10 protein-coding genes and 2 pseudogenes are annotated in these 12,142 nt (G+C 64.0%); 9 read left to right on the forward strand and 3 right to left on the reverse strand.

The window, feature by feature from the left end; all coding sequences use genetic code 11:
- From AACR77_RS11185 to tesB, 6 genes and pseudogenes are all read left to right on the forward strand, one after another.
- A pseudogene (locus AACR77_RS11185) lies at positions 1–265 on the forward strand (phosphatase); the annotation flags it as partial.
- Between the two features lie 124 nt (positions 266–389).
- Complete coding sequence (locus AACR77_RS11190; RefSeq protein ID WP_010673702.1) at positions 390–1,010, forward strand: L-threonylcarbamoyladenylate synthase; 621 nt, start codon at positions 390–392, stop codon at positions 1,008–1,010.
- Positions 1,003–1,884: a segregation and condensation protein A gene (locus tag AACR77_RS11195; protein ID WP_081999434.1), complete on the forward strand. Its 882-nt coding sequence runs from the start codon at positions 1,003–1,005 to the stop codon at positions 1,882–1,884. The genes AACR77_RS11190 and AACR77_RS11195 overlap by 8 nt, the downstream gene beginning before the upstream one ends.
- A gap of 41 nt (positions 1,885–1,925) precedes the next feature.
- A complete protein-coding gene (scpB, locus tag AACR77_RS11200) occupies positions 1,926–2,618 on the forward strand; it encodes an SMC-Scp complex subunit ScpB (RefSeq protein ID WP_042881490.1) in 693 nt (230 codons plus the stop codon).
- Positions 2,611–3,534 carry a 23S rRNA pseudouridine(2605) synthase RluB gene (rluB, locus tag AACR77_RS11205; RefSeq protein ID WP_039039190.1) on the forward strand — a complete coding sequence of 308 codons (924 nt, stop codon included), beginning with the start codon at positions 2,611–2,613 and terminating at the stop codon, positions 3,532–3,534. The genes scpB and rluB overlap by 8 nt, the downstream gene beginning before the upstream one ends.
- Positions 3,535–3,785: 251 nt before the next feature.
- Positions 3,786–4,649, forward strand: a complete 864-nt coding sequence (tesB, locus tag AACR77_RS11210; RefSeq protein ID WP_041214836.1) for an acyl-CoA thioesterase II — start codon at positions 3,786–3,788, stop codon at positions 4,647–4,649.
- Positions 4,650–4,712: 63 nt separating this feature from the next.
- On the opposite strand, the gene AACR77_RS11215 is transcribed toward tesB, so the two are convergent.
- The 3 genes from AACR77_RS11215 to AACR77_RS11225 all read right to left on the reverse strand — a co-directional run bounded on the left by AACR77_RS11215 (position 4,713) and on the right by AACR77_RS11225 (position 7,346).
- Entirely contained in the window at positions 4,713–5,888 is a 1,176-nt protein-coding gene (locus AACR77_RS11215; RefSeq protein WP_042014198.1) for a dicarboxylate/amino acid:cation symporter, read from the reverse strand.
- Positions 5,889–6,056: 168 nt separating this feature from the next.
- Positions 6,057–6,620 (reverse strand): class I SAM-dependent methyltransferase, encoded by a 564-nt coding sequence (locus AACR77_RS11220; RefSeq protein WP_231563211.1) that lies wholly within the window; start codon positions 6,618–6,620, stop codon positions 6,057–6,059.
- 90 nt (positions 6,621–6,710) lie between these two features.
- A complete protein-coding gene (locus AACR77_RS11225) occupies positions 6,711–7,346 on the reverse strand; it encodes a TetR family transcriptional regulator (protein ID WP_010673709.1) in 636 nt (211 codons plus the stop codon).
- A gap of 154 nt (positions 7,347–7,500) precedes the next feature.
- On the opposite strand from AACR77_RS11225, the gene AACR77_RS11230 reads away from it, so the two are divergent.
- From AACR77_RS11230 to AACR77_RS11240, 3 genes and pseudogenes are all read left to right on the forward strand, one after another.
- Positions 7,501–8,682 (forward strand): efflux RND transporter periplasmic adaptor subunit, encoded by a 1,182-nt coding sequence (locus tag AACR77_RS11230; RefSeq protein ID WP_010673710.1) that lies wholly within the window; start codon positions 7,501–7,503, stop codon positions 8,680–8,682.
- 17 nt (positions 8,683–8,699) lie between these two features.
- Positions 8,700–11,849 (forward strand): efflux RND transporter permease subunit, encoded by a 3,150-nt coding sequence (locus AACR77_RS11235; RefSeq protein WP_042881492.1) that lies wholly within the window; start codon positions 8,700–8,702, stop codon positions 11,847–11,849.
- Positions 11,842–12,142, forward strand: a pseudogene (locus AACR77_RS11240) (multidrug transporter); the annotation flags it as partial. The gene AACR77_RS11235 and the pseudogene AACR77_RS11240, both read left to right, overlap by 8 nt.

A 12,142-nucleotide genomic window follows, 5' to 3' on the forward strand; every position in this document is an offset into this window, starting at 1 on the left:
GGTGGCCTTCAAGGCCGTCGGGGGGGATGCCATGGAGGTCTCCCTGCCCCAGCAGAGCCCACAGGAGCGGGCGAATCTCGGCCAGTGGGCCAGGGAGCACGATCTCTATATTTCGGTGGGGTCCGATTTTCACTTCCCCTCCAACTGGACCGAGCTTGGCCGCCACCTCTGGCTCCCCAAGGAGGGGATGCCGCTGTGGCTCGGTCACCCCGGTCATTTCGGGCTCACCCCCGAGGAGCATGCGGGCCTGCTGGCCAGCCGCTGACCCCCGGGCCGGCATCTTTGATGCAGGCGAGTCTGCGTCAAACAGGTTAAGGTAGTGTCATGGGCCAAGGGGCCCTTGACCATGAAGCGGGCAACGAGCGTGCCCCCTATCGCGAGAAGAGCATATGAGTCAGCATTTTTACGTACATCCCGACAATCCCCAGGTTCGCCTCATCAGCCAGGCGGTGCAGATCCTGCAAAACGGCGGCGTCATCGTCTATCCCACCGACTCCGGCTACGCCCTGGGCTGCCAGATGGGCAACAAGGATGCCCTGGAGCGCATCTGCCGCATCCGTCGCATCGAGCCGAACCACGACTTCACCCTGGTGTGCCGGGATCTCTCGGAGATCTCCACCTATGCCAAGGTGGACAACACTGCCTTCCGGCTGGTCAAGAACAACACCCCCGGACCCTACACCTTCATCTTCAAGGCCACCAAGGAGGTGCCGCGTCGCCTCATGAACGAGAAGAAGAAGACCATCGGCATCCGGGTCCCGGCCAACAACATCGCGCTGGCCTTGCTCGAGGCCCTCGGTGAGCCGCTGCTCTCCACCACCCTGATCCTGCCGGGCTCCGAGATGGCGGAGTTCGACCCCGAGGAGATTGCCGACAAGCTCGGCAAGCAGCTGGATCTGGTGGTCAACGGCGGGTATCTGGGCGAGCAGCCCACCACTGTGGTGGACTTCTCCGACGACGAGCCCGTGCTGCGTCGCCGCGGTGCCGGGGATCCGACGCCTTTTGAGTGATCTTGCCGACCCCGTGCCCGCGCTGACAACCCCCGCGGGCACGACGGGGGAGGCTTCCCTTCCCCCGCCCATCGCCACCGTGCTGGGGCAGCCCTACCATGAGCTGCCCCAGGACTTGTTCATCCCCCCCGATGCGCTGGAGGTGTTTCTCGACACCTTCGAGGGGCCGCTGGATCTCTTGCTCTACCTCATCCGGCGCCAGCAGCTCGACATCCTCAACCTGCCCATCCTGCAGATCACCGCCCAGTACATGGAGTACGTGGATCTGATGCAGGGGCTCAACCTCGAGCTGGCGGCGGAATACCTGCTGATGGCGGCCTGGCTCGCGGAGATAAAGTCCCGCCTGCTGCTGCCCAAGGCTCCGGAGCTGGAAGACGAGGAGGAGGGAGAAGACCCTCGCGTCACCCTCATTCGTCGCCTGCAGGAGTACGAGCGCTACAAGCTGGGAGCGGAGCGGGTCAATGCCCTGCCGAGGGTGGAGCGGGAGATCTTCGTCGCCGCCGCCATGGCGCCGGATTTTGGTGCCTTGAAGCCATTGGCGCCCGATGTTTCTCTGGTTGAACTCGCCCTTTACATGCAAAGTGTGGTAAAACGCGCGACTCATTTTGAACATCACCAGATCCGCCGCGAGCAGATCCCGACCCGGGTAAGGATGGCGGAGATCCTTGCCATGCTCTCCCTGGGCCAGACCCTGCGCCTGGAGCAGGTGCTGCGGGCCGAGGAGGGGCGCATGGGGGTGCTGGTGACCTTCCTGGCCCTGCTGGAGCTGTGCAAGGAGCAATTGATCTGGATCTTGCAGGCGGAGCCCCTGGGCCCCATCCATTTTGCCCTGGCGAGTCAGGGGAAAGGGGAGGTGCATGAGCATCTACACTGAGCGAGGGGCGGCGCCAGGGGCGCGGAACCGGGAGGTCCACCGTGGCGCTGCCTGCTGAACGATTGAAGACCCTGATCGAGGCGGCGATTTTCGTGGCGGGGCGTCCCCTCACGGTGAGCGAAATCAAGGGCAGCGTGCTCTCGGACTACCCGGTCACCGGCCGCTATGTCCAGCTGCTGCTGGCAGAGCTCAGACAGGATTACAGCGAGCGGGGGGTCGAGCTCAAAGAGGTCGCCTCCGGCTGGCGTTTCCAGGCCCGCCAGGAGTATGCCGAGGAGCTGTCGCGCCTGTGGAGCGAGCGGGCTCCCCGTTATTCCCGCGCCGTGATGGAGACGCTGACGCTGATTGCCTATCGTCAGCCCATCACCCGGGCGGAGATAGAAGCTATCCGCGGGGTGGCGGTGTCGAGCCAGATCGTCAACACCCTCAAGGAGCGTGGCTGGGTGCGCAGCATCGGCCACAAGGAGGTGACGGGTCGCCCCGAGCTGCTCGCCACCACCCGTGAATTTCTGGACTATTTCAACCTGCAGAGTCTGGAGCAGCTCCCCGAGCTGGATCCCGAGCTGCAGGCCCCCTTGTCGCTCATGCCGGGCGAGGGCGGTGACGGTCAGCCTCTGGCAGGCCGTGCTGAGCATGAACATGGTGGGGAGGCCAACGGGGCCGTCCCACAAGAGCCAAGGTTGTCCGCGATGTCGGCGGGCAGCGATCAACAATCAGGTAAACCCGATGAGTGAAAAACTGCAAAAAGTATTGGCCCGCGCGGGTCAAGGCTCCCGTCGTGAGATGGAGGCCCTGATCACCGCAGGTCGGGTCAGCGTGGATGGCAAGGTCGCCACGCTGGGGGATCGCGTCGAAGTGAACGCCGTGATTCGGGTGGATGGCCACCAGGTCAAGACCCGCGCCGCAGAGGAAGTGATCTGCCGCGTGCTGGCCTACCACAAGCCCGAAGGGGAGATGTGCACCCGCCACGATCCGGAAGGACGTCCCACCGTGTTTGATCGTCTGCCCAAGATGGATGGCGCCCGCTGGATTGCGGTGGGCCGCCTCGACGTCAACACCTCCGGTCTCTTGCTGTTCACCACCGACGGCGAGCTGGCGAACCGCCTGATGCACCCGAGCCACGAAGTGGAGCGGGAATACGCGGTGCGGGTCTTTGGCGAGATCACCGAAGCCATGCTGCAGCGCCTGCGCAAGGGCGTGCAGCTGGAAGACGGCATGGCCAAGTTCAACAAGATCAAGCCCGCCGGTGGCGAGGGTCTGAACCAGTGGTTCAACGTCACCCTGACCGAGGGCCGCAACCGGGAAGTGCGCCGCCTGTGGGAATCCCAGGAAGTGCAGGTGAGCCGCCTGATGCGTATCCGCTACGGCGACGTCAAGCTGGATCGCGGCATCCCCCGCGGCGGCTGGCAGGAGCTGAAGTTGCCCGAAGTGAACTACCTGCGCGGCCTGGTCAACCTGCCCAACGAGACCGAGTCCAAGGTCGATCTGCAGCAGGATGGCAAGAGCACCCGCCACAAGCAGGCCGCCCAGATCCGTCGCGCCGTGAAGCGCCACAAGGAGATGCAGGGCAAGGAGCCGCGCGCCCGTGCCACCACCGCCCGTCGCAAGCCGACCTCCTCTACCCGCAACTCCGGCACCGGCAGCAAGTAAGCCGCCGCCACGGGCCGCTCGCCCACGACACGCCACAAGCCCGCACCCCAAGGTGCGGGCTTTTTTGTGTTCCGGACATGTTCCCGGCCTGGTACGACAAAGAGGGCGGCGCAGGGGGCTTTTCATTCCTTTTACTAATGCATTTTTGTTTTCATCAATTTCTCTTTCTTTTTTTTCGACCCTGCCGAGGGAGCTGTTGCCCTGCCGGGACGGGCTTGTTAGCCTTTCGCGCACAAAGACAGGAGAAACCAATGAGCAAGGTACTGGATGAGCTGCTGGCGTTGCTGGCGCTCGAAAAGATCGAGGAGGGCCTGTTTCGGGGCCAGAGCCAGGATCTCGGGTTGCGATCCGTGTTTGGCGGACAGGTGATGGGGCAGGCCTTGTCAGCCGCCAAGCAGACGGTGGCAAGCGACCGCCAGGTCCACAGTTTCCACTCCTACTTCCTGCGCCCCGGGGATGCCAACAAGCCCATCGTCTACGACGTGGAGAACATCCGCGACGGCCAGACCGTCTCCACCCGCCGGGTCAAGGCCATCCAGAATGGCAAGCCCATCTTCTACCTCAACGCCTCCTTCCAGGTGGAGGCCGAGGGCTTCGAGCATCAGGCGAAGATGCCGGGCGGCATCACGCCTCCCGAGCAGCTCAAGAGCGAGCTGGAGCTGGTGCGTCCCTACGAGCAGATGATCCCGGCGGCCCTGCGGGACAAGATCCTGTGCGAGAAGCCCATCGAAATTCGCCCCGTGACCCTGGTGGACCCCATTCGCCCGGATGTTCACGAGCCCCTTCGCTACACCTGGTTCAAGGCCAATGGCCCGGTGCCGGACGATCAGCGGGTCCACAACTACCTGCTGGCCTATGCCTCCGACTTCCACTTCCTGTTCGCCGCCCTGCAGCCCCACGGGGTCTCCTACTGGGAGCCGGACATGCAGGTGGCCACCATCGATCACTCCATGTGGTTCCACCGGGAGTTCCGGCTGGACGACTGGCTGCTCTACGTGGTGGACAGCCCGAGCGCCAGCGGCGGTCGGGGTCTGGTGCGCGGCCAGTTCTTCACCCGGGATGGGGTATTGGTGGCGAGCACCATGCAGGAAGGGGTGATCCGTCGCCGGGGCTGAGACGCCCTCTTGCGCCAACGAAAAACGGGAGCCGATGGCTCCCGTTTTTTATTGCCTGCGCTATCAGGCTGCGTCCTGCTCGGTGCTGAGTGCTGGCTCGCCCCGGGCGAAGCGGTCGGCCCACAGGGCGATGACGCCGTCACCGGTGACGTTGCAGGCGGTGCCGAAGCTGTCCTGGGCCAGGTAGAGGGCGATCATCAGGGCGATGGAGGCCTCACCGAAGCCGAGCATGGAAGTGAGCAGGCCGAGCGCGGACATGACACCGCCACCCGGTGCGCCCGGCGCGGCAATCATGATGACGCCCAGCATCATGATGAAGGGCACCATGGTGCCGTAGCCCGGAATGGCCAGGTGTTCGGAGAGGAACATCACCGCCGTGGCGCAGGTTACCAGGGTGATGGTGGAGCCGCACAGGTGGATGGTGGCGCACAGGGGCACGGTGAAGTTGGCGATGCCGTCGCTCACGCCGTTGCGCTTGCTGGCTTGCAGGGCCACCGGAATGGTGGCGGCGCTGGACATGGTGCCAAGGGCGGTGAAGTAGGCGGGCAGCATGTTCTTGATGAGCATGACGGGGGAGCGCCCCTGGGCGAGGCCTGTGCCGACGAACAGGACGCAGAGCCAGATCCAGTGCATGACGATGGCCATCACCAGCACCACTCCGAAGGTCTTGAGGGTGGCGAAGACGGTGCCTTCCACCGTCATCTCGACGAAGACGCCGGCGATGTAGAAGGGGAGCAGGGGAATGATCACGCGTGCCAGCAGGCGGTCGATGATGTCACGGCCCTGATCGGCGACCCGGCGCAGGTCGGTGGCCTGGGTGGCGCTGATGCCGATGCCGAACACGAAGGCGGCGGCCAGGGCCGACATCACCCCGAACAGGGGCGGGATCTCGAGGTTGATATAGGAAGCGAGCTTGGTGGCAGCCTCGGCGGTGGGCTCGGCGGCCGTGGTCAGGTGCGGGATCAGGTGGCTTGCCACGGTGAAGGCGAACAGGCCCGCCAGTATGGTGGAGCAGTAGGAGAGCCCCACCGTCTTGCCCAGCAGCTTGCCGGAGTTCTTCGGCAGGCTGGCGATGCCGCTCATGATGAAGAAGAGGATGATGAGCGGGATGGTGAAGGTGATGAGCTGACCTATCACCGTCTTGGCGGTGAACAGCACGCGGGCGACCCATTCGGGGGCATAGAGACCGAGCAGCAGGCCGGCGAGGATACCGGCAACCAGATTGAGAACGAGTTTCATGGGGGAATCCAGGTGTTGGTGTCTGATTTGTTATTTAATTTTGATTTTAATGCCGCTTTTTAACACAAACACCGCATCTTGTCTGCTTTATGGTGGTTAACTCAGGGTTAAATATTGTTAACGGGCTGAATGCCGTGAGGTGTCACTGTCCCCAGGGGCTTTCGCGGATCAGCGCCGCACCAGCAAGGCGTGCAGCCAGGGGCCGTTCACCTCATCTTCCCCCACCCAGTTATGGTGCAGGGTGAAGGGGAGGGGAGCGATCAGGCGTCGCAGCCCCGCCTCGTCGAGCCGGGTCTGCAGGGGATATTCCCCCGACCGTGGCAGCGGTTCGCCCTCCCCGTGGGGGAAGGAGGCGTAGAGGGGGCCCCCGGCCTTGAGCAGGGTGGCCAGATGACCGAGCGCCGGGGCTATCTCGTGTTCGGGCAGACAGGGGAGGGAGCCGCTGGCCCAGATGCCGTCATAGGGAACGACGCTTTGCATCTGCTCAAAGCGGCAGACCCGCACCGGCTGGCCGCACAGGCGCGAGGCGGCGGCGGCCTGCGCCCGGCTCGTATCGAAGGCGGTCACGGTGAGGCCTTGCTGGCGAAAGAGGCGCAGATCCTCTCCTGCCCCGCAACCGGCCTCCAGCAGATGACGGCCGCTGCCCAGCAGGGCCAGGAAGAGGGCATGGGCGCCTGCCACGAGGGCGGGGCGAGGGGCGGCGTCGTGCGCCGGCGCGGGGGCGTGTGGCAAGGGTGTCGGGCTCATCGTGGTGGGGGGCGTTACTCTAGCAGGTTTGCCCCCGGCTGTTGAGCATTGGCGGGGGCGGCGCGTCTTGCAGACTCAGGGGTGGCGGCGAAGGGTGGGGCTCGCGATGAGGGTGAACAGGGTATCGAGGAGAAAGTCCGACTCTTCAATCAGATCGATGCGATCCGGGAAGTGCAGCCAGTTGATGATGTAGCCGTCCAGGGTGCAGTGGAGCAGGGTGGCGGCGCGGCGCAGATCCAGCCCCTCGGGCAGTTGGCCGCGACGCACGGCATTGGCCAGGGTGATCTCCAGATCCCGGAAGAAATTCATGGATTGCAGGTGCATGTGCTCGCGCATGACGGCGGCCTCTCCCTCCATGGATTCCAGATTGAACATGATGGTGAACATCTGCTGGTGGGCGGGCTCGGTGCTGATCTTGAGCATCACCTCCTTGAGAAAGCTGCGCAGCTTGCCCAGAGGATCCGGCTCCGCCTCGTCGACGCAGGCATCCAACTGGTGGGAGAGGGGGGCACACAGCTCCTCCCACAGGGTGACGAACAGCTCTTCTTTATTCTTGAAGTGCCAGTAGATGGCGCCCCGGGTGAGGTCCGTCGCCTTGGCGATATCGGTCAGGCTGGTGCGCGCCAGCCCCTGTTGGCAGAAGAGATCCAGGGCCGTGCTCATGATGTTGCAGCGGGTTTGCTGCGCCTCTTCTTTGGTGCGTCTGGCCATTGACTCCGGTCCTGTTTAAAAGTGAAAAAAGTTTCTTACATACATTCATGAATGTATGTATATTGCCTCATCTTCGCCGTTTTACCAACAGGGGCCTTATAAACCCTGTGGTTTTGTCACTTCTTTTTGATTGAAACAGAGGTTCAGAGTCTTGATGCATAAACATATTCTCGCACGTTCGGTCGGCCTTGCCTTGCTGGCAAGCGGCCTGCTGGCTGGCTGTGGTGACAAGGACGGGGCCCAGCAGGCCATGGGGGAGATGCCTCCCGCCGCCGTGGACGTGGTCACCCTCCATACGGCCCCCCTGCAACTGTTGTCCGAGCTCACCGGCCGCACCGCCCCCCTGCGGGTGGCCGAGGTGCGTCCCCAGGTGAACGGCATCATCCTCAAGCGCCTGTTCACCGAGGGGAGCGACGTCAAGGCCGGTCAACTGCTCTATCAGATTGATCCCGCCGTCTATCAGGCCGAAGTGGCTTCCGCCAAGGCCAACCTCGCCAAGGCCGAGGCCAATGAGCGCAGCGCCCGCCTCAAGGCCCAGCGCTACGCCGAGCTGGTGAAGGTGAAAGCCATCAGCAGCCAGGAGTATGACGACGCCGACGCGGCCTGGAAACAGCAGCTGGCCGAGATCGGGGCCGCAAAGGCTGCGTTGCAGACCGCCAACATCAACCTGGCCTACACCCGCATCACGGCCCCCATCAGCGGCCGCATCGGCAAGTCGGCGGTGACCGAGGGTGCCCTGGTCACCGCCCAGCAGGCGGACAGCCTCACCTCCATCTCCCAGCTCGATCCCATGTACGTGGACGTGCGCCAGTCCACCGCAGACCTGCTGCGGCTCAAGCGCCTGGTGGCCGAGGGCAAGCTGACCCAGGGGGAGAAGGACGGGGCCGGTGTCAGCTTCCAGCTGGAAGATGGCAGCCAGTATGGCGAGAAAGGGGCCCTCCAGTTCTCCGACGTGACCGTGGACGAGGCGACCGGCATGGTGACCCTGCGGGTGATCGTGCCCAACCCGGATCAACTGCTGCTGCCCGGCATGTTCATGCGTGCCACCTTGCAGGAGGGCGAGCGCCCGCAAGGCCTGCTGGTGCCCCAGACTGCCGTGACCCGTACCCCCAAGGGCGGTGCCACCGTCATGGTGGTGACGGCGGACAACAAGGTGGAACTGCGTGAAGTGCAGGTCGGCCGCATGTCCGGCGACAGCTGGGTGGTGGAGTCCGGTCTCAAGGCTGGCGAGAAGGTGATCGTCGCCGGTCTGCAGAAAGTCAAACCCGGGGTCGTGGTGGCGCCCACTGAACGTGCCGGTAACAGCGCACAACAGACCCCGGCAACCAAGCAGTAGGATGGAGTAGTCGCCTCATGGCACGTTTTTTCATAGATAGACCCATTTTCGCCTGGGTGATCGCCCTGGTGATCATGCTGGCCGGGGCCATGGCCATCATCGGCCTGCCGGTGGCCCAGTACCCGACCATCGCCCCGCCGGCGGTTGGCATCTCCGCCAGCTACCCGGGGGCCTCCGCCAAGACGGTGGAAGACTCGGTGACCCAGATCATCGAGCAGAACATGACCGGGCTGGATCACCTGCTCTACATGTCGGCGCAATCCGACTCGTCAGGGAACGTCAGCGTGACCCTCACCTTCAAGCCGGGCACGGATCCCGACATCGCCCAGGTGCAGGTGCAAAACAAGCTGCAACAGGCCATGTCGCTCCTGCCCCAAGAGGTGCAGCAACAGGGCGTGCGGGTCCAGAAGACCTCCAGCAGCTTCCTGATGGTGGCCGCCTTCATCTCCACCGATGGCGCCATGACCAACGATGACCTGGCGGACTATGTGGTAGCCAACATCAAGGAGCCCCTGAGCCGTCTGGACGGGGTCGGTGACATCACCTTGTTCGGCAGCCAGTACTCCATGCGTGTCTGGCTCGATCCCCACAAGCTCAACCGGGTGCAGATGACCCCGGCCGACATTCAGGCCGCCATCAAGGCCCAGAACGCCCAGGTTGCCTTTGGCAAGCTGGGGGGGACCCCTGCGGTGAGCGATCAGCAATTTACCGCCACCATCATGGGCCAGACCCGGCTCTCCACCGTGGAGGAGTTCAACAACATCCTGCTGCGGGTGAACCAGGACGGCTCCAAGGTCCAGCTCAAGGACGTGGCCCGGGTCGAGCTTGCCGGTGAAAACTACGACGCGACCGCGCTCTACAACGGCCAGGCCACCGCCGCCGTCGCCATCAAGCTGGCGACCGGTGCCAACGCCCTGGACACCGCCGAGCACGTGCGGACCAAGCTGGGTGAACTCTCCGAGTACTTCCCGGCCAACATGGAGATCGTCTATCCCTACGACACCACGCCGTTCGTGAAGATCTCCATCGAGGAGGTGGTGCAGACCCTGATCGAGGCGATCTTCCTGGTGTTCTGCGTCATGTATCTGTTCTTGCAGAACTTCCGGGCAACCCTTATTCCGACCATCGCGGTGCCCGTGGTCCTGCTCGGCACCTTCGGGGTGATGGCGGCCTTCGGCTTCTCCATCAACACCCTGACCATGTTCGGTCTGGTGCTCGCCATCGGCCTCTTGGTGGATGACGCCATCGTGGTGGTGGAGAACGTGGAGCGTCTGATGAGCGAGGAGGATCTCTCCCCCCTCGAGGCGACCCGCAAGTCCATGACCCAGATCACCGGCGCCCTGGTGGGCATCGCCCTGGTGCTGTCGGCGGTGTTCGTGCCCATGGCCTTCTTCGGTGGCTCTACCGGTGCCATCTATCGCCAGTTCTCCCTCACCATCGTCTCGGCCATGGTGCTCTCTGTGCTGGTGGCCCTGATCCTGACCCCGGCCCTGTGCGCCACCCTGCTCAAACCCATGAAGCACGGTGAATTCGGCGCCCAGCGCGGCTTCTTCGGCTGGTTCAACCGCTTCTTCGACACCAACGCCAACCGTTACCAGAACGGCGTGCGCAAGGTGATCAAGCAGGGCACCCGCTACAGCATCATTTATCTGGCCATGCTGGCGGTGCTGGCGGTGCTCTTCATGCGCATGCCCACCTCCTTCCTGCCGGAAGAGGATCAGGGGGTCATCATGTCCATGGTGCAGCTCCCGGTGGGGGCGACCAAGGAGCGGACCGAGGTGGTGCTCGGGGAGATGCGCGACTACTTCCTCGAGAACGAGAAGGAGAACGTGGACTCCGTGCTGACGGTGGCGGGCTTCAGCTTCGCCGGTAGCGGTCAGAACAGCGGCATGGCCTTCATCAAGCTCAAGGACTGGAGCGAGCGCAAGGGAGAAGAGCGCAGCGCCAATGCCATCATCGGCCGCGCCATGGGGTTCCTGTTCAGCATCAAGGAAGCCCAGGTCTTCGCCTTCAACCTGCCCCCCATTCCGGAACTCGGCACGGCCACCGGCTTCGACTTCTTCCTGCAGGACCGCGGCGGTCTGGGTCACGAGAAGCTGATGCAGGCGCGCAACCAGTTGCTCGGCATGGCGTCGCAGGATCCCAACCTGGTGCGGGTACGCCCGAACGGGATGGAAGACACGCCCCAGCTCGACATCAAGATCGATTACGAGAAGGCGCTGGCCCAGGGGCTCTCCATCACCGACATCAACAACACCCTGTCGGCGGCCTGGGGCTCCTCTTATGTGAACGACTTCGTCGACAGAGGCCGGGTCAAGAAGGTCTATCTGCAGGCGGATGCCCCTTTCCGGATGAACCCGGAAGATCTGAAGCTGTGGTACGTGCGCAACAGCGCGGGCCAGATGGTGCCCTTCTCCGCCTTTGCCAGCACGGAGTGGAGCTTCGGCTCGCCCCGTCTTGAGCGCTACAACGGTGTCTCCGCCATGGAGATCGTCGGTGAGGCGGCCCCTGGCAAGAGTACGGGTGACGCCATGGCGGCCATCGAGGAGATGGTGAAACAGTTGCCGGAAGGGATCGGTATCGAGTGGACCGGCCTCTCCTTCCAGGAGCGTCAGGCAGGCTCCCAGGCGCCGGCCCTGTACGCCATCTCGCTCCTGGTGGTCTTCCTCTGTCTGGCGGCCCTCTACGAGAGCTGGAGCATTCCGTTCTCGGTCATGCTGGTGGTGCCGCTCGGGGTGCTGGGGGCCATTTTGGCCGCGACCCTGCGCGGGCTTGAGAATGACGTCTACTTCCAGGTGGGCCTGCTCACCACGATCGGGCTGTCGGCCAAGAACGCCATCCTCATCGTCGAGTTCGCCAAGGAGCTGCACGACAAGGGGATGAGGCTCGGGGATGCGGTGGTGGAGGCCTCGCGTCAGCGCCTGCGCCCCATCCTGATGACCTCGCTCGCCTTCATCCTGGGGGTACTGCCCCTGGTGATCAGTACCGGGGCGGGCGCCAGCAGCCGAAACGCCATCGGGACCGGCGTGATGGGGGGGATGATCAGTGCCACCGTGCTCGCCATCTTCTTCGTGCCGCTGTTCTTCGTGCTGGTGATGCGCTATTTCACCGAACGCAAGCATGCCGGGGAAGAGAGTGTCCACACCAAGGAGATCAACCATGACTAAGACCCTGATCGCCCTGGGCGTGACCCTGATGCTGGGGGGCTGCTCTATGGCCCCCGACTACCAGCGCCCCGAGCTGCCCCAAGGCGCCTCCTGGCAAGCTGACCTGGCCGCCAAGGGGGAACTTGCCCCCTGGCGCCAGCAGTTCCAGGACCCGGCCCTGCAGACGCTGATCGGCACCGCTCTTGAGAGCAACCGGGATCTGCGCCTGGCAGCCCTCAACGTCGAGGCCTACGAGGCGAAATACCGTATCCAGCGGGCGGCCCAGTTGCCGACCCTGGCCGCCAGTGGCAGGG

This window comes from Aeromonas sp. ZOR0002, assembly GCF_963866995.1.
Taxonomy (GTDB): domain Bacteria; phylum Pseudomonadota; class Gammaproteobacteria; order Enterobacterales; family Aeromonadaceae; genus Aeromonas; species Aeromonas caviae.